This is a genomic window from Mixta intestinalis (assembly GCF_009914055.1).
GTDB classification, from domain to species: domain Bacteria; phylum Pseudomonadota; class Gammaproteobacteria; order Enterobacterales; family Enterobacteriaceae; genus Mixta; species Mixta intestinalis.
This window is the reverse complement of sequence record NZ_CP028271.1, coordinates 2,735,724-2,760,036: the sequence shown is the minus strand read 5'-3', so window position 1 is coordinate 2,760,036 and position 24,313 is coordinate 2,735,724. Positions and strand designations below refer to the sequence as shown.

The window sequence follows — 24,313 nt, the reverse complement described above, 5'->3', positions numbered from 1 at the left end:
CAGGTTGCCAGGAGAGGTTATGGTTGCGGTAAGAAGCGCACATTTGAATACGGCTGGCGAGTTCGCGCTCGATCAATGGATCACCAGCCTGGGGATCGTTAATCCGCAATCAAGTGAACGTCTGGCCGATACCTGGCGCTACTGTGAGGCTGCCACGCAGTCGCATCCTGAGCAGTCGCTGCTGTTATGGCGCGGCATTGAGATGGTGGAAATTCTCTCAATGCTCAGTATGGATAACGATACTCTGCGTGCCGCGCTGGTGTTCCCGCTGGCGGATGCCAATGTGGTTTCTGAAGAGACGCTGGAAGAGACCTTCGGCAAGGCGATCGTTTCGCTGGTGCATGGCGTGCGCGATATGGACGCCATCCGCCAGCTGAAAGCCATTCATAACGATTCGATGGCCTCTGAGCAGGTGGATAACGTCCGCCGGATGCTGCTGGCGATGGTGGAAGATTTCCGCTGCGTGGTGATCAAGCTGGCAGAACGTATCGCCCATCTGCGTGAGATGAAGGATGCGCCGGAAGATGAGCGTGTACTGGCGGCCAAAGAATGTACCAATATCTATGCGCCGCTGGCTAACCGTCTCGGTATCGGTCAGCTGAAGTGGGAGCTGGAGGATTTTTGCTTCCGCTATCTTCATCCTGACGAATACAAGCGCATTGCCCGGCTACTGCACGAGCGCCGCATCGATCGCGAACAGTATATTGAATCTTTCGTCGAGAGCCTGCGGGCGGAAATGGCGCGTGAAGGCGTGAAGGCGGAAGTTTACGGTCGTCCAAAACATATCTACAGCATCTGGCGCAAGATGCAGAAGAAGTCGCTGGCATTCGATGAGTTGTTTGACGTGCGTGCGGTGCGTATAGTTGCCGAGCGCCTGCAGGATTGCTACGGCGCGCTGGGCATTGTGCATACGCTTTATCGCCATCTGCCGGATGAGTTTGATGATTACGTAGCAAACCCGAAACCAAACGGCTATCAGTCGATCCATACCGTGGTATTAGGGCCGGGTGGTAAAACGGTGGAGATACAGATCCGTACGCGGCAGATGCATGAAGATGCGGAGCTGGGCGTTGCCGCGCACTGGAAATATAAAGAGGGTTCCGGCGGTCAGACGCGCGGCGCTCAGGGACACGAGGAACGCATTGCCTGGCTGCGTAAGCTGATCGCCTGGCAGGAAGAGATGGCGGATACCGGTGAGCTGCTGGAGGAAGTGCGCAGTCAGGTCTTTGACGATCGTGTCTACGTGTTTACGCCAAAAGGCGACGTGGTCGATCTTCCGGCTGGTTCGACGCCGCTTGATTTCGCCTATCATATTCACAGCGATATTGGTCACCGCTGTATCGGTGCCAAAATCGGCGGGCGCATCGTGCCCTTTACCTATCAGCTGCAAATGGGCGATCAGATTGAGATTATTACCCAGAAGCAGCCGAACCCCAGCCGCGACTGGCTGAACCCCAATCTTGGCTATGTGACCACCAGCCGCGGGCGCTCAAAGATCCACGCCTGGTTCCGCAAGCAGGATCGCGATAAGAATATCGTGGCGGGGCGTCAGATCCTCGATAACGAGCTAAGCCATCTGGATATCAGCCTGAAAGAGGCAGAGAAGCTGCTGCTGCCGCGCTATAACGTGACCACGCTGGATGAGCTGCTGGCGGCGATCGGCGGCGGCGATATTCGTCTTAATCAGATGGTGAATTTTCTACAGGCAAAGCTGAATAAGCCGAGCGCCGAGGAGGAAGATCGCGAGGCGCTGCGTCAGCTAACGCAAAAATCCCATACGCCACCGCGCTCTGGTAAAGAGAGCGGGCGTGTGGTGGTCGAGGGCGTAGGTAATCTGATGCACCATATTGCCCGTTGCTGTCAGCCGATTCCGGGCGACGATATCGTGGGCTTTATCACCCAGGGGCGCGGTATTTCTATCCATCGTGCCGATTGCGATCAGCTGGCGGAACTGATGTCGCATGCGCCGGAGCGTATTGTTGATGCGGTATGGGGTGAGAGTTACTCCAGCGGATATTCGCTGGTGGTGCGCGTGACAGCTAACGATCGCAGCGGGCTGCTGCGCGACATTACCACCATTCTTGCCAATGAGAAGGTTAATGTTCTGGGCGTATCGAGCCGCAGCGATACGCGTAAGCAGCTGGCAACCATTGATATGGATATTGAGATTTACAATCAGCAGGTACTGGGGCGCGTGCTGGCGCGTCTGAATCAGGTGCCTGATATCATCGACGCCCGGCGTCTTCATTAATTGACCGGCATGAACGCGCCTGTTACGTTCATGCCGGTATCCGCTTATTTTCATTAAGGTTTTACTATGACTGCTCTTGACCGTCTGCTGACGATTATGCAGAACCTGCGCGATCCGCAGCATGGCTGCCCCTGGGATCGTCAGCAAACTTACGCCACTATCGCCCCTTATACGCTGGAAGAAACCTATGAGGTACTCGACGCCATCCAGCGTGAGGATTATGAAGATTTGCGTGCTGAGTTAGGCGATCTGCTGTTTCAGGTGGTGTTTTACGCCCGGATGGCAGAGGAGGAGGGGCGTTTTAATTTCGACGATATCTGTCGCGGCATCGCCGATAAGCTGGAGCGGCGTCATCCACATATTTTTGCCGATGCGCAGGTGGCGGGAAGCGAGGAGGCGCTGCGTAACTGGGAAGACATTAAGCAGCAGGAGCGGGCGGAGAAGGCGCAGCATTCAGCGCTGGATGATATTCCGCATGCGCTGCCCGCGCTGATGCGCGCCCAGAAGATTCAGAAGCGCTGTCATAATGTCGGTTTCGACTGGACCTCGCTGGGGCCGGTGGTGGATAAGGTGCATGAAGAGATTGATGAGGTGATGCACGAGGCGCAGCAGGCGGTAGTCGATGAGGCCAGGCTGGAAGAGGAAGTCGGCGATTTGCTGTTCGCTACTGTGAATCTGGCGCGGCATTTGGGCACCAGGGCGGAGACGGCTTTGCAGAAGGCGAACGTGAAGTTTGAGCGTCGTTTTCGTCAGGTTGAGCAGATTATTGCCGCGCAAGGGTTGGCGATGAACGAGGCGTCACTGGATCAGATGGAGGCCGCCTGGCAGCAGGTGAAAGCCGGTGAGAAGGCGTCCGGTAAGTAATTTAGGGATTATTGGGTTTAAAAACCGCTCCTCGAAAAACCGCTCCGTTGCCGTCAGCGGGAGAAAGGCCGCGACGTAAAGACGTCGTCAATCCATCCCTGGAGCCTCCGCGTCATCCCTGACGCGGAGGCTCCAGGACGGATTTATGCCGTTCCGCCGTTGGCCCGTGATTTGCCAGCATAAAATATTACATCACCCCGGCAAAACAGCTTTTCGCTTACTCGTTTCAGCTTTTGATGAAAAATGCGTATCGCTCATGATGCAAATCAACCCTTTTTGCGATCGGCTTCGTTAAGGTATGCCGTCACGAGCAGTCGCGGCGGCGGAGAATGATCAATTGTAGGGGGGAGGTGAATCCGGTATACTGTTTTCCCGTCCTGGTTATTCCACCGTCTTTAAACCTCAACTCTCAGGTTCAGCATGACAACGAACTATATTTTTGTGACCGGCGGGGTCGTATCCTCTCTGGGTAAAGGCATTGCCGCAGCCTCCCTCGCAGCCATTCTTGAGGCGCGTGGCCTGAACGTGACCATCATGAAGCTGGACCCGTACATCAACGTCGATCCGGGTACCATGAGCCCCACTCAGCACGGTGAAGTATTTGTTACCGACGATGGCGCTGAAACCGATCTCGATTTAGGTCACTACGAACGCTTCATTCGTACCAAAATGACGCGTCGCAATAACTTTACCACTGGCCGCATCTATTCTGAGGTGCTGCGCAAAGAACGTCGTGGCGACTACCTTGGCGCGACCATTCAGGTCATTCCGCACATCACTAATGCCATCAAAGAACGCATCATCGAAGGCGGCGAAGGCCATGACGTCGTGCTGGTGGAAATCGGCGGTACCGTCGGTGACATCGAATCGCTGCCGTTCCTTGAGGCTATCCGCCAGATGGCGGTTGATGTAGGACGCGAACACACTCTCTATCTGCATCTGACGCTGGTTCCCTACATGGCCGCGGCGGGTGAAGTAAAAACCAAGCCTACTCAGCACTCGGTAAAAGAGCTGCTCTCTATCGGGATCCAGCCGGATGTACTGATCTGCCGATCCGATCGTGCCGTACCGGCCAACGAACGCGCAAAAATTGCACTGTTCTGTAACGTACCGGAGAAAGCGGTTATCTCGCTGAAAGACGTTGATTCTATCTATAAAATTCCTGCACTGTTGAAATCACAGGGGCTGGACGATTATATTTGTAAACGATTCAGCCTGAACGTGCCGGAAGCGAATCTCGCCGAATGGGAGCAGGTCGTCTACGAAGAGGCTAATCCGGGCGGTGAAGTTACCATCGGTATGGTGGGTAAATATGTTGAACTGCCGGATGCGTACAAATCAGTCATCGAAGCGTTGAAGCATGGCGGCCTGAAAAATCGCGTTACGGTAAACATCAAGCTAATTGATTCGCAGGATGTAGAATCTCGCGGTGTGGAAGTATTAAAAGGCCTGGATGCGATTCTGGTGCCAGGCGGCTTCGGCCCGCGCGGTATTGAAGGCAAAATTTTGACCGCTCAGTACGCACGTGAAAATAACATTCCCTATCTCGGCATCTGCCTGGGAATGCAGGTAGCGCTGATGGAATTTGCCCGTAACGTTGTCGGCATGGCGGACGCCAACTCCACCGAATTTGTGCCAGACTGTAAATATCCGGTGGTGGCGTTAATCACCGAATGGCGTGATGAAAACGGCAATGTGGAAGTACGCAGCGAACAGAGCGATCTGGGCGGCACCATGCGTCTCGGTAGCCAGCAGTGCCAGCTGACGGAAAACAGCCTGGTACGCCAGCTCTACGGCTCCGAAACCATTGTTGAGCGTCATCGTCATCGTTACGAAGTCAACAACATGCTGCTGAAACCTATCGAAGCGGCCGGTCTGCGTATCGCAGGGCGCTCCGGTGATAATCAGCTGGTTGAAATTATTGAAAATCCGAACCACCCGTGGTTTGTTGCGTGTCAGTTCCATCCGGAATTTACCTCAACGCCGCGTGATGGTCACCCGCTCTTTGCTGGCTTTGTTAAGGCGGCAAGCGAGTACCAGAAGCATCAAGTGAAGTAAGAGTTTCATAACGGTGCGCGCAGATCCGCGCGCTGTTTGTCTGAGTTTTAGCTTAACTTGTACTGAGGAAAAACTAATGTCCAAAATCGTTAAAGTCATCGGTCGCGAAATCATCGACTCACGTGGTAACCCGACTGTTGAAGCTGAAGTTCATCTGGAAGGCGGTTTTGTCGGTATGGCTGCTGCGCCGTCAGGCGCTTCTACCGGTTCTCGCGAAGCGCTGGAACTGCGTGACGGCGACAAATCACGTTTCCTGGGCAAAGGCGTCACTAAAGCAGTTGCGGCAGTAAACGGTCCGATCGCTGAAGCCATTCTGGGCAAAGATGCCAAAGATCAGGCGAACATCGATAAAATCATGATCGACCTGGACGGTACTGAAAACAAATCTAACTTCGGTGCTAACGCGATTCTGGCAGTTTCTCTGGCTAACGCCAAAGCTGCAGCCGCAGCGAAAGGCATGCCGCTGTATGAGCACATTGCTGAACTGAATGGTACGCCGGGCAAATTCTCTATGCCGCTGCCGATGATGAACATCATCAACGGTGGTGAACATGCCGACAACAACGTCGACATCCAGGAATTTATGATTCAGCCGGTTGGCGCGAAAACCGTTAAAGAAGCCATCCGTATGGGTTCTGAAGTCTTCCATCACCTGGCAAAAGTGCTGAAAGGCAAAGGCATGAACACCGCTGTGGGCGACGAAGGTGGTTACGCGCCGAACCTGGGTTCCAACGCAGAAGCGCTGGCTGTTATCGCTGAAGCAGTTAAAGCAGCAGGCTACGAGCTGGGCAAAGACATCACCCTGGCGATGGACTGCGCGGCTTCTGAGTTCTACAAAGATGGTAAATACGTGCTGGCTGGCGAAGGCAACAAAGCGTTCACCTCTGAAGAGTTCACTCACTTCCTGGAAGATCTGACCAAACAGTATCCGATCGTTTCCATCGAAGATGGCCTGGACGAATCTGACTGGGAAGGCTTTGCTTACCAGACCAAAGTGCTGGGCGACAAAATCCAGCTGGTGGGTGACGACCTGTTCGTAACCAACACCAAAATCCTGAAAGAAGGTATCGAAAAAGGTATCGCTAACTCCATCCTGATTAAATTCAACCAGATTGGTTCTCTGAGCGAAACCCTGGCTGCAATCAAAATGGCGAAAGATGCTGGCTACACCGCCGTTATCTCTCACCGTTCAGGCGAAACCGAAGACGCTACCATCGCTGACCTGGCGGTAGGTACTGCGGCTGGCCAGATCAAAACCGGTTCTATGAGCCGTTCTGACCGCGTTGCTAAATACAACCAGCTGATTCGTATCGAAGAAGCGCTGGGTGCTAAAGCGCCGTTCAACGGTCGTAAAGAAAATCAAAGGTCAGTAATTGACCCGCTAAGCGGCGAAGTGATTCGTCGCTGTGCCAGCAGGCCCCGTTTCGACGGGGCTTTTTTGTTTTCAGTTTGTGTCTTTTTAGTCAGTGACATTTGGCGTCCCTCCTTTCATCTGCCATAATCTGCGGCCTTATTTTCCAGCGCGAGAGCATCATGCAGTACCCGATTAATGAAATGTTCCAGACGTTGCAGGGCGAAGGATATTACACCGGCGTTCCGGCAATCTTTATCCGCCTGCAAGGTTGCCCGGTAGGTTGTAGCTGGTGCGATACCAAACATACCTGGGACAAGCTGGCCGATCGGGAAAGCTCGCTGGGCGATATCCTGATTAAAACGGTGGAAGGCGATGCCTGGGGTGCCGCCGATGCCGATGCGCTGCTGCGTACCATTGCTGAGCAGCAGTGGACCGCCCGCCACGTGGTGATTACCGGCGGTGAACCCTGCATTCACGATCTCACGCCGCTGACCGGTGCGTTACAGCAGGCGGGCTTCAGCTGCCAGATTGAAACCAGCGGCACCCATCCGGTACGCTGCACGTCAGAAACCTGGGTAACGGTCTCGCCTAAAGTAAACATGCGCGGCGGCTATGACGTGCTGGAGCAGGCGCTGACGCGTGCCGATGAGATTAAACATCCGGTTGCCCGCCAGCGTGATATTGATGCGTTGGATGCGCTGCTGGCCGGTTTAACGGACAGTAAAACGCGTATCGTTGCGCTCCAGCCGATCAGCCAGAAAGAAGATGCCACGCGGCTTTGCATTACCACCTGTATCGCCCGCAACTGGCGTCTCTCAATGCAGACGCATAAATACCTTAATATCGCCTGATTAACGCCCCTGCCTGCGGGTGGTACACTCCGGTTCTGGAGTAACCTCACCAAAGGAAGGGCTATGAACGCGATACCGATTAATCAGAATATATCCGGCTGGCTGAGCCAGCATCCACAACCTGCACAGTTTCCTGCACTGACCACCGCCGTTGATGCCGACTGGGTGGTTATCGGTGCCGGTTTTGCCGGTCTTGCTTTTGCCCGGCGGCTGGCAACGCTTCATCCTGAAATGAAGATCGTGGTGCTGGAGGCCGGTACGGCTTATGAAGGCGCCTCCGGCAGAAACTCCGGCTTTATCATCGGCCTTCCGCACAATATCGGCAGCTCAACCGCAGAACTGCAAAAGGCCCATGCCTGGCGTAAGCTATTGCAGGCGGGCAAGGCGCGCCTGAAAGCGCTGGTGGATGAACACCATATCGCCTGTGACTGGGAAGAGGCCGGTAAATATCACTGCCAGGCGGCAGTAGGGCAGGAGCGGATATTGCAGGACTATTGCACCAGTCTGGAGCAGATGGGCGAAAGCTATCAGCGGCTGGATGCGGAAGCGCTGCAAAGTCGGCTGGGAACGCAGTTTTATCAGCAGGGCATTTTTACTCCGGATACGGTGCTGGTTAATCCAGCGCTGCTGGTGGCGGGCCTGGCGCAGACGCTGCCGGAAAATGTCAGCCTTTACTATCATAGTCCGGCCATGGACATTACCTGCGATCGTCTCGCCACGGTCTACACGCCGACGGGCCTGGTACGGGCACCGAAAGTGATGTTAGCGACCAATGCGCTCTCGGCGAAGCTATTACCTGGAATCAGACGCCAGGCAGCGATGGCAACCTTCGCCAGCCTGACGCCGCCGCTTAGTGAACAACAGCTGGCGCGGCTGCCGCAGATGGAAAGCTGGGGCCTGACGCCGGTTAACGCCATCGCGGGCGCTACGTTGAGGTTGACCGCAGATCGCCGCTTCCTGCTGCGTCAGTATGTGGTTCCAGCGCTGCGCGGACGCGTAACCGCTGCCCAAACCGAGCGGGCCATTCGTTCACATCACCAGTTCTTCAATAAAGTCTATCCGCAGCTCAGTGATGTTAGCTTCAGCCACTGCTGGTCCGGCACCATTAGCGTCACCCGCAACGGCGCGCCGCTGTGGGGCAAGGTGAATAATTTTATCTACACGGCGGGTGGCTGTAACGGCGCGGGCATTACCAAGCAGACGATCGCCGGAGAGCTACTGGCAGATTTTATTTTCGGCGAGGATAATCCGCTACTGGCTGAGATGCAGTCGCTGGGCAAAGCCAACTGGCTTCCCCCTTCGCCGGTGCTGGATATCGCCATTGAAGCCGCGCTGCAAAAAGAGCGCTGGCTTGGACGAAAGGAATGCTAACCGTCCCTGCTGAATAAAGGACTATTCGCCGCGATACACGCAGCCGGCGGTGCAGGTCTCTTTGACCGTTACCGCGCTCAGCAGTGGCACAACCGGCTTCATTTGCTGCCAGATCCACGCCGCCAGCACTTCGCTGGTGGGGTTTTCCAGCCCCGGAATATCGTTCAGATAGTAGTGATCGAGGCGATCGTATACCGGTTTAAACGCGGCCTTCAGCTCGGCGAAATCCATAATCCAGCCGGTATGGGGATCGACATCGCCGGTGATTTCAAGACGCACCAGAAAGGAGTGCCCATGTAAGCGTCCACATTTGTGGCCCTCAGGTACGTGCGGCAGATGATGTGCGGCTTCGAACTGGAAATCTTTAAAAAGCGTGGTGGCCATGATGGTGTCTCAATTGTTGCAAAAACCGGCGAAGTCTACCGGAAAATAAGTTTTTTCGCACCCGTTTCCCCCTGTTTCGCCGCTAACGGCACCCTTTTAACCCGATATTTCGTCTAATTTATTGATAAGCCTGATCATTTAAAAACTGTTAAAGCAATAAGCTTTACCGTTAAAAGTGTTTAGTCATTTTTGTTATTTGTTATTGCCAACCTTTATTTACCGCTTGTCAGGTGACTCGGTAACCTACCTGCTCTCCCGTCTTTGAACGGTTTGGAACCTTTGATACTGGAAATTTCAAAGCAATGACGACTCAGGCCCCCCCAGGTTCTTTGCTCCCGCTGAATGCGGAGCAGCTGGCCCGCTTACAGGCGGCGACCAATGATTTATCAAACACGCAGCTGGCATGGATTTCTGGCTATTTCTGGGGGCGGGTCAATCAGACCCCTGAAGCCGCCGTGGCTTCCGCTCAGCCAGCTGCTCTCCCTGCTGAGATGCCAGCCATCACGCTACTTTCCGCCTCACAAACCGGTAATGCCCGGCGGGTGGCGGAACAGCTACGCGACGATCTGCTGGCAGCAAAGCTTAACGTGAAGCTGGTGAACGCCGGTGACTATAAGTTCAAGCAAATTGCGCAGGAGAAGCTGCTGCTGGTAGTCACCTCAACGCAGGGCGAAGGCGATCCGCCGGAAGAAGCGGTGGCGCTGCATAAGTACCTGATGTCGAAAAAAGCGCCGAAGCTGAACGACACGGCGTTTGCGGTGTTTGGTCTTGGCGATACCTCCTATGAATTTTTCAGCAAGGCGGGCAAAGATTTTGACCACCGCCTCGCTGAGCTGGGAGGCGAGCGCCTGCTGGATCGCGTGGATGCGGATGTGGAATTTGCTGCCGATGCAGAGCAATGGCGCAAGGCGATCGTCGCGCTGCTGCAACAGCGTCTGCCGACACAAACCCCTGCGCAGGCGGCGGTAACGGCAAGCGGCAGCGTTAACGATCTGTTTTCCACACCCTATACTCGTGATAAGCCGCTGAGCGCCACGCTGGCGGTCAACCAGAAAATCACCGGACGCCATTCCGATAAAGATGTACGCCATATTGAAATCGATCTGGGGACAGCCGGGCTGCGCTACCAGCCGGGCGATGCGCTTGGCATCTGGTATGAAAACGATCCGGCGCTGGTTAAAGAACTGACCGAGCTGCTCTGGCTGCGCGGCGATGAGAGTGTTGAAGTAAAAGGACAGACGCTACCGTTAGCGCTGGCGCTGCAACAGCATTTTGAACTGACGGTCAATACGCCGCAGATTGTCGAGCAGTACGCGAAGCTGGTACGCAATGAAGCGCTGCTGGCGCTGGCGGCGGATAAAGCTCAGCTACAGCACTACGCGCAGACGATGCCGATCGTGGATATGGTACGTCATGCACCCGGCGAGCTGAACCCGGAACAGCTGTTATCGCTGCTGCGCCCGCTGACGCCGCGCCTTTATTCCATCGCCTCGTCGCAGGCGGAAACGGAAAACGAGGTACACATTACCGTTGGCGCGGTGCGCTATGAAATTGACGGACGCCCGCGTGCTGGTGGTGCCTCCAGCTATCTGGCCGATCGGCTGGAAGAAGAGGACGAAGTGCGCGTCTTTATCGAGCACAACGATAACTTCCGTCTGCCCGCCGATCCCAGTGCGCCGGTCGTTATGATCGGGCCGGGCACCGGCATTGCGCCTTTCCGCGCCTTTATGCAGCAGCGTGAAAATGACGGAGCCAGCGGTAAGAACTGGCTGTTCTTTGGCAATCCGCACTTCACCGAAGATTTTCTCTATCAGGTTGAGTGGCAGAAGTATGTCAAAGAAGGCCTGTTGACCAACATCGATCTGGCCTGGTCACGCGATCAACCGCATAAAGTTTACGTACAGGACAAGATTCGTGAAAAAGGCGCGGAACTCTGGCGCTGGCTACAGGAAGGCGCCCATATTTATGTGTGTGGGGATGCTAACCGCATGGCGAAAGATGTAGAGCAGGCGCTGCTGGACGTGGTGGCAGAACAGGGCGGTATGGATCATGAATCTGCCGATGAATTTTTAAGTGAGCTGCGCATTGCGCGCCGTTATCAGCGAGACGTTTACTAATGAGTGAAAAATATCCTGGGCCGCTGGTCGTTGAAGGAAAACTCTCCGATGCGGAGCGCATGAAAAAAGAGAGCCGTTTTCTGCGTGGCACCATTGCGGAAGATTTACAGAATGGCCTCACCGGTGGTTTTAACGGCGATAACTTTCTGTTGATCCGTTTTCACGGTATGTATCAGCAGGATGACCGTGATATTCGCGCCGAGCGCGCCGCGCAGAAGCTGGAACCGCGTCACGCCATGATGCTGCGCTGCCGACTGCCGGGCGGTATTATCACGCCGAAACAGTGGCTGGCGATTGAAAAATTCGCCACGGAAAACACGCTGTATGGCAGCGTGCGTCTGACTAACCGCCAGACCTTCCAGTTTCACGGCATTCTGAAGAAAAACGTTAAGCCAGCGCACCAGATGCTGCATGAAGTGGGGCTGGACGCCATCGGCACCGCAAACGACATGAACCGTAACGTGCTGTGCAGCTCGAACCCGATAGAGTCGGCACTGCATCAGGAAGCCTGGGAGTGGGCGAAGAAAATTTCTGAGCATCTGCTGCCGCGCACCCGTGCCTATGCGGAAATCTGGCTGGATGAAAAGAAAGTCGCGACGACCGAAGAGGAGCCGATCCTCGGTGCTACCTATCTGCCGCGTAAGTTTAAAACTACCGTGGTGGTGCCGCCGCATAACGATGTCGATCTGCACGCTAACGATATGAACTTTATCGCCATTGCGGAGAACGGCAGGCTGATCGGTTTTAACCTGCTGGTCGGCGGTGGGCTTTCCATCGAGCACGGCAATAAAGAGACCTATGCCCGTACCGCCAGCGAATTCGGCTTCCTGCCGCTGGATAAAACCCTGGCGGTGGCGGAAGCGGTGCTGACTACCCAGCGTGACTGGGGTAACCGTACCAATCGTAAAAACGCGAAGACCAAGTATACGCTGGAGCGCGTTGGCGTTGAGACCTTTAAGGCCGAGGTGGAGAGGCGCGCCGGTATCACCTTCGGCCCGATCCGTCCTTACGCGTTTACCTCGCGCGGCGATCGCTTCGGCTGGGTTAAAGGCATCGACAACAAATGGCACCTGACGCTGTTTATTGAAAACGGGCGTCTGCTTGACTATCCGGGCCGCCCGCTGAAAAGCGGTATCGCTGAGATAGCGAAGGTACACCAGGGCGATTTTCGCCTTACCGCCAACCAGAACCTGATTGTGGCGGGCGTGCCGGAAAGTGAAAAAGCGCGTATTGAAGAGATCGCTCGCGCGCATGCGCTGATGGAAAACGTCACCGCACAACGCGAAAATTCGATGGCTTGCGTGGCATTTCCTACCTGCCCGCTGGCGATGGCGGAGGCGGAGCGTTTTCTGCCAGCCTTTGTTACCCGCGTGGAAGAGATTATGACGCGGCACGGTGTCGGCGATGAGCATATCGTACTGCGTGTCACCGGCTGTCCGAACGGCTGCGGGCGTGCGATGCTGGCGGAGCTGGGGCTGGTGGGTAAGGCACCGGGGCGCTATAACCTGCATCTCGGCGGCGACCGCATCGGCACGCGCATTCCGCGCCTGTATCGCGAAAACATTACCGAAGATGAGATTCTGACCCATATCGATGAGCTGGTAGGTCGCTGGGCGCTGGAACGTGCGCCGGATGAAGGCTTCGGTGATTTCACTATCCGTGCGGGCATTGTCAGACCGATTGTCGATCCGGCGCGGGATTTCTGGGAATAAACGGAGGAGAAGATGTCTGAACTCGATCTTGCCGCTTTAAATGCGTTGCCGAAGGTAGAACGCGTCATGGCGTTGGCCGCAGTGAATACGCAGCTGGAAGCGCTTTCCGCCGAAGATCGGGTGATCTGGGCGCTGGAAAATCTGCCGGGCGAGTTTGTGCTCTCCTCCAGCTTTGGTATCCAGGCGGCGGTATCGCTGCACCTGGTCACGCGACAGAAGCCGGATATTCCGGTCATTTTGACCGATACCGGCTATCTGTTTCCGGAAACCTACCGCTTTATTGACGAACTGACGGAAAAGCTGGATCTGAATCTGCATGTCTTTCGCGCCGCGCAGTCACCGGCGTGGCAGGAAGCCCGTTATGGCAAGCTGTGGGAGCAGGGTGTGGAAGGCATTGAGCGCTACAACGAGATCAATAAGGTAGAGCCGATGAACCGGGCGCTGCAAACGCTGGGCGCGCAAAGCTGGTTCGCTGGCCTGCGGCGCGAGCAGTCCGGCAGTCGTGCCCATCTGCCGGTACTGGCGATACAGCGCGGCGTGTTTAAAATCCTGCCGATTATCGACTGGGACAACCGACAGGTTTACCACTATCTGCAACAGCACGGCCTGCACTATCATCCGCTGTGGGAGGAAGGCTATCTTTCCGTGGGTGATACTCATACCACGCGCAAGTGGGAGCCGGGTATGGCAGAGGAAGAGACGCGCTTCTTCGGGCTGAAACGCGAATGCGGCCTGCACGAATAACGGCTTTACGGCTTGTGCAATATAATCAGCGGCAGCGATGCCGCTTTTTTTATGCCGCGCTTCAGTTATCGCTGAGCGCCTGCAACGCTTCCGTGGTCATGGTGATATTGACTTTAGTCACTTCGTAATGCGCAACCGCGACAAAGGGATCTTCGCCCAGAATGGTATCCAGCCGGGCGCGATCGATATCTTTTGCCATGATCACACCGCCGCTACGCGGATCTTTTCTGCCTGCGGCAATAAATACCTCAGCGGCGAAATAGCGCTTTAGCCACGCGATGTGCGCGTCATGCAGTGCTTCAACTTCTTCTATCGGGCGATGGTAACTCAGGCTAATGATATACATCAGGTTTCCTTTTTGGACGGAGCAGGATTAGCCAGCTCGCTAATCAGAGGCAGCAGAATACGCACGCTGTCGCGGGTGCGTGCGGTAATGCGCCCCGGCAGCCATCGATCAAGATAGTCCAGATTATCCAGGTCGGTTTGATGATGGCTGGTGCCCTGCGGAAAATGTGGCGATATGGCGCGTTGCTGGCTGCCATCTTTCTTACCCAGTGCCCAGTTGGTGGCCTCTACGGTCAATAACGGAAACGCAGCTTGATCAAACGCGTTGAGTTCAGGCTCGACGGCGCTATGCTGCGGACGAGTGGCGGCGTTAATTCCGGCGTGCCAGGCAATATTCAGCGCCCGATCGCGGGTCTGTTTGATGACCGCAGAAGCGGTATGCTGGCCGCTGTTAAAATAGAGCTTATCACCCACAATCAGGCTATTGAGATCGATCACCAGCAGCGTATTTTTGCGCTCGGCAGGCTTCATGCGTGCGATATAATCTTCGCTGCCGTGCAGCTCATGCTGTGACGCGCTCAATGCGACAAAACGCACGCCATAGTGCAGCGGAATATTGCTCAGCTGCTGCGCCAGTTCCAGCATCACGCCCAGGCCGGAAGCATTATCATCCGCGCCCTGTAAACGCAGGCCGCCGAGATTATTTTCGGCGTCAGCCTCGCTAAGCGGGCGCCAGGTATCAAGATGGGCAATCACCAGAATTTCCTGCGGCACCTCACCGGCACGGGCGGCAATAACGGAGGTGGCAGTCAGGTTGCGCCACTGCATCTGACCATCGCTGCTGCGCCAGGGCGCTCTGGTTTTGAAATCACGTCTGTTGCTTTTATACCCCATCGCGACAAACTGCTGCTGGAGATAATCGGCGGTGAGCAATTCGGCCGGACTGCCCGCCATACGGCCAGGAAACAGGACGGCGATGTGACGTAACTGCTGTTCGGCAAACTGTCCGGGGGCCGGCGAATGGGCAGCGGCCGGCAGGCTGATACCGCAGCTGAGCAGCGTGGCAAGCGCAGTCAGGCGGAGTGCGGAAAACATACCAGTATCCTTAAACGTCATCCGGTGACGCTGAAGAGAAAAAATTTTGCCCCGCTAGTATGAAATTGTGATGCGTATTACACAATTTCAATCGCTCTTAAATACCCGAAATCTCGTCGGTTAAGCATCTTTTGTGCGAAGCTTTGCCATAGCGTTATTCCATTCAGTAACTACTCATTCCAATTCGTAATTTCATCTGCCTGAAGCAGCAGTCGTATAGTCGCGTTAACTTTTTGTTATTCAATGTAAGGCCGACGTGGACTATCTCCCTATATTTGCCGATCTGAATGCGAAGCCGGTGCTGGTGGTTGGCGGCGGCGACGTGGCGGCACGAAAAATTGAGCTGCTGCGACGTGCCGGTGCCGAGGTACAGATCGCCGCCCGTGAACTCTGCGTCGAACTTCAGTCGCTGGCGGATAACCAACAGGTGACCTGGCTGGCGCGGCAGTTCGATGTCGCTCAGCTTGATCACGTCTACCTGGCGATTGCTGCTACCGACGACAGTGAGCTAAATGCTCGCGTCTCTGAAGCCGCGCAGCAGCGTCGGCTGCTGGTTAATGTGGTGGATGACCAGCCGAAATGCTCCTTTATTTTCCCGTCGATTGTCGATCGTTCACCGCTGGTGGTGGCGATCTCCTCCAGCGGCACCGCGCCGGTTCTGGCGCGTCTGCTGCGTGAAAAGCTGGAGGCGTTGCTGCCCGCTAATTTGGGGCAGATGGCGCAGGTAGCGGGAGAGTGGCGCGATAAGGTTAAACAGCGCTTTAGCAAAATGTCCGACCGCCGCCGCTTCTGGGAGCGCGCCTTTAACGGGCTGTTTGCCAGCCAGATGGCGGCGGGCAATGTGCAGGGCGCTAAGCAGACGCTGGATGCCCAGCTGACGGAAACGGCGGCGACGCAGGGCGAAATTATTCTGGTAGGTGCCGGACCGGGCGATGCCGGACTGCTGACGCTGCGTGCGTTACAGGTGATGCAGCAGGCGGATGTGGTGCTGTATGACCATCTGGTAAGTGACGAAATTCTTGATTTAGTGCGGCGCGATGCCGATCGCCTGTGTGTCGGCAAGCGTGCTGGTGCGCATTCGGTGGCGCAGGAGGAGACCAATCGCCTGCTGGTTGAGCTGGCGCAGCGAGGAAAACGCGTGGTGCGTCTGAAAGGCGGCGATCCCTTCATCTTCGGGCGCGGTGGCGAAGAGCTACAGGCAGCGCAGAAAGCGGGCATTCCCTTTCAGGTCGTGCCGGGCGTGACCGCCGCCGCCGGTGCCACCGCCTATGCCGGTATTCCGCTCACCCACCGCGATTACGCGCAGAGCGTGCTGTTTATTACCGGACACTGCCGCGCAGAAGGCGACGCCATTGACTGGGCTTCGCTGGCGCGCGCGCGTCAGACGCTGGCGATCTATATGGGAACGGTAAAAGCGGCAGAAATCGCCCAACAGCTGATCGCCCACGGGCGGGCGGCAACCACGCCGGTGGCGGTGATTGGACGCGGTACGCGCCAGGATCAGCAGGTGCTGACCGGAACGCTGGACGACCTGGAGCGGCTGGCGCAGCAGGCACCGACACCCGCGCTGCTGGTGATTGGCGAGGTGGTAAACCTCCATGCGCAGCTGGCCTGGTTTCAACATTCAGCGCAGCAGGCGGGACGTGACTCCGCCGTTGTGAATTTGGCTTGAGGAACAATTATGGATCAAAAACGACTGACTCACCTGCGTCAACTGGAGGCGGAAAGCATCCATATTATCCGCGAAGTGGCGGCTGAATTCAGCAACCCGGTAATGATGTACTCCATCGGCAAAGACTCCTCGGTAATGCTGCACCTGGCGCGCAAAGCGTTCTGGCCCGGCACGCTGCCGTTTCCGCTGCTGCATGTGGATACCGGCTGGAAATTTAAAGAGATGTATGCGTTCCGCGACCGCACGGTGAAAGAGATTGGTGCGGAACTGATCGTACACCGCAACCCGGAAGGGCTGGCGATGGGGATTAATCCCTTTGTACACGGTAGCGCCAAGCATACCGATATTATGAAAACCGAAGGGCTGAAACAGGCGCTGAATAAATATGGCTTTGACGCAGCCTTTGGCGGCGCGCGGCGCGACGAAGAGAAGTCACGTGCGAAAGAGCGTATTTACTCCTTCCGCGATCGTTTTCACCGCTGGGACCCGAAAAATCAGCGTCCTGAGCTGTGGCATAACTACAACGGTCAGATTAATAAAGGCGAAAGCATCCGCGTTTTTCCGCTATCTAACTGGACCGAACTCGATATCTGGCAATATATCTTCCTGGAGAATATCGATATCGTGCCGCTTTATCTGGCGGCGGAACGTCCGGTGCTGGAACGCGACGGCATGCTGATGATGATCGATGACGAGCGTATCAATCTACAGCCGGGCGAAGAGATTGTGCCGCGCATGGTGCGCTTCCGCACCCTGGGCTGCTGGCCGCTGACCGGCGCGGTGGAGTCCTCGGCGCAGACGCTGCCGGAAATTATTGAAGAGATGCTGGTTTCCACCACCAGCGAGCGACAAGGGCGCGTTATCGACCGCGACCAGGCTGGCTCAATGGAGCTGAAAAAACGTCAGGGTTATTTCTGAGGAGAAGCCGGATGAATACCGTTATTGCACAACAGATCGCCGAACAGGGCGGGGTAGAAGCCTGGCTGCATGCGCAGCAGCATAAAAGTTTGCTGCGTTTCCTCACCTGCGGCAGCGTAGACGATGGCAAAAGTACGCTGATCGGGCGTCTGCTGCACGATACGCGTCAGATTTATGAAGATCAGCTCTCTTCGCTGCACAACGACAGCAAACGTCACGGCACCCAGGGCGAGAAGCTCGATCTGGCGCTGCTGGTGGATGGACTACAGGCGGAGCGCGAGCAGGGTATTACTATTGATGTCGCTTATCGCTATTTTTCTACGGAAAAACGCAAATTTATCATCGCCGACACGCCGGGACATGAGCAGTACACGCGCAATATGGCCACGGGTGCTTCCACCTGCGATCTGGCGATCCTGCTGATTGATGCGCGTAAGGGCGTGCTGGATCAGACGCGCCGCCACAGTTTTATCTCCACGCTGCTGGGCATTAAACATCTGGTGGTAGCGATCAACAAAATGGATCTGGTGGAGTACAGCCAGCAGCGCTTTGAGCAGATTAAGCAGGACTATTTCGATTTCGCCGCGCAGCTTCCGGGCGATCTGGATATTCGTTTTGTGCCGATGTCGGCGCTGGAAGGCGACAACGTGGCGACACAGAGCGTTCTGATGAGCTGGTACAGCGGCCCAACGCTGCTGGACGTGCTGGAAACGGTAGAGGTAAACCGCGCGGTGGAAAGTCAGCCGATGCGCTTTCCGGTACAGTACGTTAACCGGCCTAATCTCGATTTTCGCGGCTACGCGGGAACGCTCGCCTCAGGTAACCTGCGTGTCGGACAGCGCGTGAAGGTACTACCGTCTGGTGTGGAATCGACCGTGGCGCGTATCGTCACTTTCGATGGCGATCTGCCGGAAGTGGGAGCGGGCGAAGCGATAACCATCGTGCTGAGCGATGAGATCGATATCAGCCGTGGCGATCTGCTGGTGGCGGCGGAAGAGACGCTGACCGCAGTGCAGAGTGCTTCGGTGGATGTAGTCTGGATGGCGGAGCAGGCGCTGACGCCAGGGCAGAGCTTTGACGTGAAAATTGCCGGTAAGAAAACCCGTGCGCGCGTTGAGAGCATCGATTATCAGGTTAATATCAACAACCTGACCCATCACCACGAGATTGAAGCACTGCCGCTGAACGGCATCGGGCTGGTCAATATAACCTTTGACGAACCGGTAGCGATCGATCCCTATCAGCACAATCCGGTGACCGGTGGAATGATCTTTATCGATCGCCTGACCAACGTTACCGTTGGTGCGGGTATGATCCGCCAGCCGCAGCAGGAGACCATCAGCAGTGGACGCGGTGATTTTTCCGCTTTTGAGCTGGAGCTGAACGCCCTGATTCGTCGGCACTTCCCGCACTGGGAAGCGCGCGATCTGCGCAGTCTGGGTACGAAATAAGATGGCGGCGCATGATGAGAACGTGGTCTGGCACGCCCATGCGATAGCGCGGGCCGATCGCGAGCGACAGCACGGTCATCAGGGCGTGGTGCTTTGGTTTACCGGGCTTTCCGGCTCCGGTAAATCAACGGTGGCGGGCGCGCTGGAGCAGGCGCTGTATCAGCTGGGCGTCAGCACTTATCTGCTCGACGGCGATAATGTGCGCCACGGTCTTTGCCGCGATCTGGGCTTCAGCGATGCCGACCGCAAAGAGAATATCCGCCGTGTCGGTGAAGTGGCGCGACTGATGGTGGATGCCGGACTGATAGTGCTGACCGCTTTTATTTCCCCTCATCGCGCCGAGCGCCAGATGGTGCGCGAGATGCTGGCTCCGGGCCAGTTTATTGAGGTATTTGTTGATACGCCGCTGGCGATCTGTGAGGCGCGCGATCCCAAGGGATTGTATAAAAAAGCGCGTGCCGGCGAGCTGCGTAATTTTACCGGTATCGATGCGGTTTATGAGGCGCCTTCGCTGCCTGAAATTCACCTTGATGGTGAACAATTGGTAACAATATTAACGGCGCAACTGTTAGATCTGCTACGCGGGCGCGATATTATCAAAGCCTGAGATTGCAGCGGCGAACCGCCTGAGAGCGGGCCGCTATGCGCAACAACAGGATACCTATGCATAATGTTACGCCCCTGCTGGCCCGTAAAAATGAGCATGACCAGGACGATCGCGCTTGGTCTTTCCCCGGCGGCGTTATCGGTTTCGTCTCTTACTGGTGCGCGCTGGCTATCCCTTTTCTGCTGTATGGTTCTAACACACTGTTTTTTCTACTCTATACCTGGCCGTTCTTCCTCGCTCTGCTGCCGGTTGCGGTGCTGACGGGCATTGTCTTTGGGCTGTTGCTGCGCGGTCAGCTTATCTGGACGTTGCTGTTAACACTGGCGACGGTGATTTGTTTATTCTGGATGCTTTTCTCCTGGCTCACCGGCTGGTAACGTCCGGCGTGGCTTTCTGACGATCGCTGCCCGTCGTAATCCACGGCGGCTGAGCGATATCAACTGATGATCAAACGCGACCGCGCGTTACAAAACTTTACCCGCTGCGGCTTTTCCAGGCACCCTGGAGAGAAAGCGGTGCAATTTCGCCTGTACAGTGGAGTCCGGCGAAAAGTTATGGGATGATTGAGCCGTTTTTCAGGGGGCGGGGATGGGAAAACTGACGCTGCTGTTACTTGCATTGCTGGTCTGGCTACAGTATTCGCTGTGGCTGGGCAAGAACGGGATTCACGATTATACCCGCGTCAACGACGACGTCGCGGTACAACAGGCGAGTAATGCCAAACTAAAAGCACGTAACGATCAATTGTTTGCTGAAATCGACGATCTCAACGGCGGTTCAGAGGCGATTGAGGAACGCGCACGCAATGAGCTGGGAATGATTAGGCCCGGCGAGACCTTCTATCGCCTGGTGACGGATCAAAATAAACGTAACGGGCAGCAGACCCTGCCGAACCAACAACGATAGCAATGACCACACTAACTGACTCCTGGCCGGATATTATCGCCGTAGTGCCTGCTGCCGGTATCGGCAGCCGCATGCAGTCCGAACGGCCCAAGCAGTACCTGACTATTGGTCACGCCACTATTCTGGAACACAGCATCGCCAGCCTGCTGGCGCATCCGGCGATTAACCGGGTGATCGTGGCGCTCGGCCCGGATGACGACTATTTTCAACAGCTGCCGCTCACCAGCGATAGCCGCATTGAGACGGTTACCGGCGGCAAACAGCGCGCTGATTCGGTACTGGCCGGGCTGTCGGCGGCGGGCAATGCGGCGTGGGTGCTGGTGCATGACGCGGCGCGCCCTTGTCTGGCGGCAGAAGATTTGAACCGCCTGCTGGCTATTTGTCGACACAGCCGGGTCGGTGGCATTCTTGCCGCACCGGTGCGCGATACCATGAAACGCAGCGAGCCGGGCAAAGATGCAATTGCCCATACGGTCGAACGCGAAGCGCTATGGCATGCGCTGACGCCGCAACTGTTTCCGCTGGCGCTGCTGCGCCAGTGCCTGACGCGCGCGCTGCATGAAGGTGCCACCATTACCGATGAAGCCTCGGCGCTGGAATATTGCGGTTATCATCCCGAACTGGTGACCGGTCGTAGCGATAATATTAAAGTCACGCGCCCGGAAGATCTGGCGCTGGCGGCGTTCTATCTCACTCAATTACATAACAAGGAGTACGCATGATGCGTATTGGTCACGGTTTTGACGTCCATGCTTTCGGTGGCGAAGGCCCGTTGATTATTGGCGGCGTGCGGATTCCGTTCGACAAAGGTTTTATCGCCCATTCAGACGGTGATGTAGCGCTGCACGCGCTAACGGATGCGCTGCTGGGGCGCTGCCGCAATGGGTGATATTGGCAAGCTGTTTCCCGATACCGATCCCGCGTTTAAAGGTGCCGACAGCCGCGGCCTGCTGCGTGAAGCGTGGCGACGTATTCAGGCGAAGGGTTATCGCATCGGCAACGTTGACGTTACTATTATTGCCCAGGCACCGAAGATGCTGCCGCACGTGCCGCAGATGCGTATCCATATTGCAGAAGATTTAGGCTGTCATATGGATGAGGTCAACGTAAAAGCCACCACTACGGAAAAGTTGGGCTTTACCGGACGCGGCGAAGGTGTCGCCTGCGAAGCGGTGGCGCTGCTGGTTAAGGCGGAGGCGTAATGGCATTACCAGAATGGCGGTGGCTGTACGGCAAACCGGAAATTCAGGGGCAGCTTAAGGCCAGTCCGGAAGATTTTGTGGTAATCGAAGATTTAGGCTACCAGGCCGATGGTGAGGGTGAACATCTGCTGGTACGCCTGCGTAAAACCGGCTGCAATACCCGTTTTGTCGCGGATGCGCTGGCGAAATTCGCCGGTATTCCGCCGCGCGAGGTGAGCTTTGCCGGGATGAAAGATCGTCACGCGGTAACCGAACAGACGTTCTGCCTGCGTCTGCCGGGTAAAGAGACGCCAGATTTTTTCACTTTTTCACTCGAAGGCTGTGAAATTTTGCAGCAGGCTCGTCACAAGCGTAAGCTGCGCACCGGCGCGCTGGCGGGGAACGCTTTCCAGCTGGTTCTGCGTCACATCAGCGATCGCGCCGCGCTGGAGGAGCGTCTGCAACGTATTGCCAGCGGCGGCGTGCCGAACTATTTCGGTCAGCAACGCTTTGGTATTCAGGGCAATAACCTTGAGCAGGCTAAACGCTGGGCGAGCGATGCGATTCGCATTCGTGAACGCAGCAAGCGTAGTTTTCTGCTCTCCGCCGCCCGCAGCGCGCTGTTCAACCAGGTTGTCAGCGATCGGCTGGGGCAGCAGGGGAGCTTAACGCAGGCGCTACCCGGCGATGCGCTACAGCTTACCGGACGCGGCAGTTGGTTTGTGGCAGCAGAAGAGGAGCTGCCGCAGTTGCAGCAGCGTATCGATAATAATGAGCTGCGTATTACCGCACCGCTGCCCGGTCGTGGAGAGTGGGGAAGCCGGGATGCCGCGCTGGCCGTGGAACAGCAGAGTCTGGCAGACGGCGCGGATTTAATCGCCCTGTTGGAGCGCGAGCGCGTAGAGGCCGCCCGGCGGGCAATGTTAGTGATTCCGCGTGATATGCGCTGGAGCTGGCGCGATGACGCCACGCTGGAACTGAGCTTCTGGCTACCGGCAGGCAGCTTCGCCACCAGCATTGTCCGGGAGCTTTTCGAACAGGAAGGTAACGATGCGGATATTGCTGAGTAACGATGACGGAATTCATGCGCCAGGTATTCAGGTGCTGGCAAAAGCGCTGCGCGAATTTGCCGATGTGCAAATCGTCGCTCCCGATCGTAACCGAAGCGGTGCTTCTAACTCACTGACGCTGGAAACGCCTCTGCGCACGTTCGATTACCCCAACGGGGACATTGCGGTGCAGATGGGTACGCCGACCGATTGTGTCTATCTCGGTGTGAATGCGCTTATGCGTCCGAGGCCCGATATTGTGGTCTCTGGTATAAACGCCGGACCTAATCTTGGCGACGATGTTATCTATTCCGGGACGGTAGCGGCGGCGATGGAAGGACGTCACCTTGGTTTGCCTGCGCTGGCGGTATCTCTGGATGGGCAGCAGCATTATGAAACGGCCGCTGCCGTTACCTGTGCCATTTTGCGCGGGCTGGAGCGTGAGCCGCTGCGCACCGGACGCATTCTTAATATCAACGTTCCCGATCTGCCGCTTGAGCAGATTAAAGGTATTCGCGTTACCCGCTGCGGCAGCCGTCATCCTGCTGATAAAGTCATTCCGCAGCAGGACCCGCGCGGCAATACGCTTTACTGGATTGGTCCGCCGGGCGATAAGCATGACGCCGGGCCAGATACCGATTTTGCCGCAGTGGATGAAGGCTATGTTTCGGTTACCGCTCTGCATGTTGACCTGACCGCGCATCCGGCGCAGGAGGTCGTTGCCGGTTGGTTAGTTAAAGCCGGAGTCGAGGCGCTATGGTAAGCAAACGCATCGAAGCCCTGTTAGAGCAGCTGCGCCAGCAGGGCATTGAGGATGAGCTGTTGCTCAAAGCTATCGGTGAAGTGCCGCGCGAGCGCTTTGTTGATGAGGCGCTGGAGCATAAGGCGTGGGAGAATATGTCGCTGCCTATCGGCTCAGGGCAGACAATTTCGCAGCCCTATATGGTGGCGAAAATGACTTCCCTGCTGGAGCTGAAGCCTGCATCACGCGTGCTGGAGATCGGGACCGGATCCGGTTATCAGACGGCGATTCTTGCGCATTTGGTTGATCATGTCTGTTCCGTTGAGCGCATCAAGGGGTTGCAGTGGCAGGCAAAACGCCGCCTGAAGCTGCTTGATCTGCACAACGTTTCTACACGTCATGGCGATGGCTGGGAGGGATGGCCCGCCCGCGCGCCTTTTGACGCTATTATTGTTACCGCGGCACCGCCGGAGATCCCAACGGCCCTGATGTCACAGCTGGATGACGGCGGCATTATGGTTCTGCCGGTAGGGGAGGAACTTCAGCAGCTTAAACGCATTCGGCGTAAAGGCGGCGAGTTTATCGCTGATACCATCGAGCCGGTGCGTTTTGTGCCGCTGGTAAAAGGCGATTTAGCCTGAGGCCTTCAAAGGCGAACTACGCATTTCTTCACAACTGATAAATGGCAACACGATTAGGTT

General features: G+C 56.2%; 21 protein-coding genes and 2 pseudogenes. 20 read left to right on the top strand and 3 right to left on the bottom strand.

Annotated elements, in window-relative coordinates; all coding sequences use genetic code 11:
• Window positions 1–19 precede the first annotated feature (19 nt).
• The 6 genes and pseudogenes from relA (at window position 20) to C7M51_RS12710 (ending at window position 8,749) form a co-directional block, all read left to right on the top strand.
• Window positions 20–2,251 (top strand): GTP diphosphokinase, encoded by a 2,232-nt coding sequence (relA, locus tag C7M51_RS12735; protein WP_160622126.1) that lies wholly within the window; start codon window positions 20–22, stop codon window positions 2,249–2,251.
• Window positions 2,252–2,317: 66 nt separating this feature from the next.
• A complete protein-coding gene (gene mazG, locus C7M51_RS12730; RefSeq protein ID WP_160622125.1) occupies window positions 2,318–3,115 on the top strand; it encodes a nucleoside triphosphate pyrophosphohydrolase in 798 nt (265 codons plus the stop codon).
• A 420-nt stretch (window positions 3,116–3,535) separates the two neighbouring features.
• Entirely contained in the window at window positions 3,536–5,173 is a 1,638-nt protein-coding gene (gene pyrG, locus C7M51_RS12725; protein ID WP_141176541.1) for a glutamine hydrolyzing CTP synthase, read from the top strand.
• Window positions 5,174–5,249: 76 nt separating this feature from the next.
• Window positions 5,250–6,530 (top strand): annotated as a pseudogene (gene eno / locus C7M51_RS12720) (phosphopyruvate hydratase); the annotation flags it as partial.
• Between the two features lie 176 nt (window positions 6,531–6,706).
• A complete protein-coding gene (queE, locus tag C7M51_RS12715) occupies window positions 6,707–7,378 on the top strand; it encodes a 7-carboxy-7-deazaguanine synthase QueE (RefSeq protein WP_160622124.1) in 672 nt (223 codons plus the stop codon).
• Between the two features lie 63 nt (window positions 7,379–7,441).
• Window positions 7,442–8,749 (top strand): NAD(P)/FAD-dependent oxidoreductase, encoded by a 1,308-nt coding sequence (locus C7M51_RS12710; protein WP_160622123.1) that lies wholly within the window; start codon window positions 7,442–7,444, stop codon window positions 8,747–8,749.
• Between the two features lie 21 nt (window positions 8,750–8,770).
• Here the strand turns inward: C7M51_RS12710 and queD are convergent, their stop codons facing one another.
• On the bottom strand, window positions 8,771–9,133 hold the full coding sequence (gene queD, locus C7M51_RS12705; protein WP_141176537.1) for a 6-carboxytetrahydropterin synthase QueD: 363 nt from the start codon (window positions 9,131–9,133) through the stop codon (window positions 8,771–8,773).
• A 302-nt stretch (window positions 9,134–9,435) separates the two neighbouring features.
• On the opposite strand from queD, the gene cysJ reads away from it, so the two are divergent.
• Genes cysJ through C7M51_RS12690 form a run of 3 tightly spaced genes read left to right on the top strand, consistent with a single transcriptional unit; the run spans window position 9,436 to window position 13,706 of the window.
• Window positions 9,436–11,250 (top strand): NADPH-dependent assimilatory sulfite reductase flavoprotein subunit, encoded by a 1,815-nt coding sequence (gene cysJ / locus C7M51_RS12700; RefSeq protein WP_160622122.1) that lies wholly within the window; start codon window positions 9,436–9,438, stop codon window positions 11,248–11,250.
• Window positions 11,250–12,962 (top strand): assimilatory sulfite reductase (NADPH) hemoprotein subunit, encoded by a 1,713-nt coding sequence (gene cysI / locus C7M51_RS12695; protein ID WP_160622121.1) that lies wholly within the window; start codon window positions 11,250–11,252, stop codon window positions 12,960–12,962. The genes cysJ and cysI overlap by 1 nt, the downstream gene beginning before the upstream one ends.
• Before the next feature lie 12 nt (window positions 12,963–12,974).
• A complete protein-coding gene (locus C7M51_RS12690; RefSeq protein WP_160622120.1) occupies window positions 12,975–13,706 on the top strand; it encodes a phosphoadenylyl-sulfate reductase in 732 nt (243 codons plus the stop codon).
• Between the two features lie 61 nt (window positions 13,707–13,767).
• Here the strand turns inward: C7M51_RS12690 and C7M51_RS12685 are convergent, their stop codons facing one another.
• Together C7M51_RS12685 and C7M51_RS12680 are read right to left on the bottom strand one after the other, a co-directional pair.
• A complete protein-coding gene (locus C7M51_RS12685; protein WP_160622119.1) occupies window positions 13,768–14,052 on the bottom strand; it encodes a YciI family protein in 285 nt (94 codons plus the stop codon).
• Entirely contained in the window at window positions 14,052–15,086 is a 1,035-nt protein-coding gene (locus C7M51_RS12680; RefSeq protein ID WP_160622118.1) for an aminopeptidase, read from the bottom strand. Before C7M51_RS12680 ends, C7M51_RS12685 begins: the two co-directional genes overlap by 1 nt.
• Window positions 15,087–15,342: 256 nt before the next feature.
• On the opposite strand from C7M51_RS12680, the gene cysG reads away from it, so the two are divergent.
• The 11 genes and pseudogenes from cysG (at window position 15,343) to C7M51_RS12625 (ending at window position 24,253) form a co-directional block, all read left to right on the top strand.
• Window positions 15,343–16,758, top strand: a complete 1,416-nt coding sequence (gene cysG, locus C7M51_RS12675; RefSeq protein ID WP_160622117.1) for a siroheme synthase CysG — start codon at window positions 15,343–15,345, stop codon at window positions 16,756–16,758.
• Window positions 16,759–16,767: 9 nt separating this feature from the next.
• Window positions 16,768–17,676: a sulfate adenylyltransferase subunit CysD gene (gene cysD, locus C7M51_RS12670; protein WP_160622116.1), complete on the top strand. Its 909-nt coding sequence runs from the start codon at window positions 16,768–16,770 to the stop codon at window positions 17,674–17,676.
• A gap of 11 nt (window positions 17,677–17,687) precedes the next feature.
• A complete protein-coding gene (gene cysN, locus C7M51_RS12665) occupies window positions 17,688–19,127 on the top strand; it encodes a sulfate adenylyltransferase subunit CysN (RefSeq protein WP_160622115.1) in 1,440 nt (479 codons plus the stop codon).
• Window position 19,128: 1 nt separating this feature from the next.
• A complete protein-coding gene (cysC, locus tag C7M51_RS12660) occupies window positions 19,129–19,734 on the top strand; it encodes an adenylyl-sulfate kinase (protein WP_160622114.1) in 606 nt (201 codons plus the stop codon).
• Window positions 19,735–19,790: 56 nt separating this feature from the next.
• Window positions 19,791–20,111: a DUF3561 family protein gene (locus tag C7M51_RS12655; protein ID WP_160622113.1), complete on the top strand. Its 321-nt coding sequence runs from the start codon at window positions 19,791–19,793 to the stop codon at window positions 20,109–20,111.
• A 211-nt stretch (window positions 20,112–20,322) separates the two neighbouring features.
• Window positions 20,323–20,640 (top strand): cell division protein FtsB, encoded by a 318-nt coding sequence (ftsB, locus tag C7M51_RS12650; protein WP_160622112.1) that lies wholly within the window; start codon window positions 20,323–20,325, stop codon window positions 20,638–20,640.
• A gap of 2 nt (window positions 20,641–20,642) precedes the next feature.
• Entirely contained in the window at window positions 20,643–21,362 is a 720-nt protein-coding gene (ispD, locus tag C7M51_RS12645) for a 2-C-methyl-D-erythritol 4-phosphate cytidylyltransferase (RefSeq protein WP_160622111.1), read from the top strand.
• A pseudogene (ispF, locus tag C7M51_RS12640) lies at window positions 21,362–21,842 on the top strand (2-C-methyl-D-erythritol 2,4-cyclodiphosphate synthase). Before ispD ends, ispF begins: the two are co-directional and overlap by 1 nt.
• Entirely contained in the window at window positions 21,842–22,891 is a 1,050-nt protein-coding gene (gene truD / locus C7M51_RS12635) for a tRNA pseudouridine(13) synthase TruD (protein ID WP_160622110.1), read from the top strand. The pseudogene ispF and the gene truD overlap by 1 nt, the downstream one beginning before the upstream one ends.
• Window positions 22,872–23,633 carry a 5'/3'-nucleotidase SurE gene (gene surE, locus C7M51_RS12630; RefSeq protein WP_160622109.1) on the top strand — a complete coding sequence of 254 codons (762 nt, stop codon included), beginning with the start codon at window positions 22,872–22,874 and terminating at the stop codon, window positions 23,631–23,633. Before truD ends, surE begins: the two co-directional genes overlap by 20 nt.
• Entirely contained in the window at window positions 23,627–24,253 is a 627-nt protein-coding gene (locus C7M51_RS12625; protein ID WP_160622108.1) for a protein-L-isoaspartate(D-aspartate) O-methyltransferase, read from the top strand. Before surE ends, C7M51_RS12625 begins: the two co-directional genes overlap by 7 nt.
• Window positions 24,254–24,313: the final 60 nt, after the last annotated feature.

Bases quoted from the DNA above. Each gene is read 5' to 3' on its own strand.
- C7M51_RS12655 (WP_160622113.1), top strand. From the start codon at position 19,791: ATGCATAATGTTACGCCCCTGCTGGCCCGTAAAAATGAGCATGACCAG.
- cysI (WP_160622121.1), top strand. From the start codon at position 11,250: ATGAGTGAAAAATATCCTGGGCCGCTGGTCGTTGAAGGAAAACTCTCC.
- queD (WP_141176537.1), bottom strand. From the start codon at position 9,133: ATGGCCACCACGCTTTTTAAAGATTTCCAGTTCGAAGCCGCACATCAT.
- cysD (WP_160622116.1), top strand. From the start codon at position 16,768: ATGGATCAAAAACGACTGACTCACCTGCGTCAACTGGAGGCGGAAAGC.
- truD (WP_160622110.1), top strand. From the start codon at position 21,842: ATGGCATTACCAGAATGGCGGTGGCTGTACGGCAAACCGGAAATTCAG.
- queE (WP_160622124.1), top strand. From the start codon at position 6,707: ATGCAGTACCCGATTAATGAAATGTTCCAGACGTTGCAGGGCGAAGGA.
- relA (WP_160622126.1), top strand. From the start codon at position 20: ATGGTTGCGGTAAGAAGCGCACATTTGAATACGGCTGGCGAGTTCGCG.
- C7M51_RS12710 (WP_160622123.1), top strand. From the start codon at position 7,442: ATGAACGCGATACCGATTAATCAGAATATATCCGGCTGGCTGAGCCAG.
- mazG (WP_160622125.1), top strand. From the start codon at position 2,318: ATGACTGCTCTTGACCGTCTGCTGACGATTATGCAGAACCTGCGCGAT.
- cysJ (WP_160622122.1), top strand. From the start codon at position 9,436: ATGACGACTCAGGCCCCCCCAGGTTCTTTGCTCCCGCTGAATGCGGAG.
- ftsB (WP_160622112.1), top strand. From the start codon at position 20,323: ATGGGAAAACTGACGCTGCTGTTACTTGCATTGCTGGTCTGGCTACAG.
- pyrG (WP_141176541.1), top strand. From the start codon at position 3,536: ATGACAACGAACTATATTTTTGTGACCGGCGGGGTCGTATCCTCTCTG.
- C7M51_RS12680 (WP_160622118.1), bottom strand. From the start codon at position 15,086: ATGTTTTCCGCACTCCGCCTGACTGCGCTTGCCACGCTGCTCAGCTGC.
- C7M51_RS12625 (WP_160622108.1), top strand. From the start codon at position 23,627: ATGGTAAGCAAACGCATCGAAGCCCTGTTAGAGCAGCTGCGCCAGCAG.
- C7M51_RS12685 (WP_160622119.1), bottom strand. From the start codon at position 14,052: ATGTATATCATTAGCCTGAGTTACCATCGCCCGATAGAAGAAGTTGAA.
- ispD (WP_160622111.1), top strand. From the start codon at position 20,643: ATGACCACACTAACTGACTCCTGGCCGGATATTATCGCCGTAGTGCCT.
- cysN (WP_160622115.1), top strand. From the start codon at position 17,688: ATGAATACCGTTATTGCACAACAGATCGCCGAACAGGGCGGGGTAGAA.
- surE (WP_160622109.1), top strand. From the start codon at position 22,872: ATGCGGATATTGCTGAGTAACGATGACGGAATTCATGCGCCAGGTATT.
- C7M51_RS12690 (WP_160622120.1), top strand. From the start codon at position 12,975: ATGTCTGAACTCGATCTTGCCGCTTTAAATGCGTTGCCGAAGGTAGAA.
- cysC (WP_160622114.1), top strand. From the start codon at position 19,129: ATGGCGGCGCATGATGAGAACGTGGTCTGGCACGCCCATGCGATAGCG.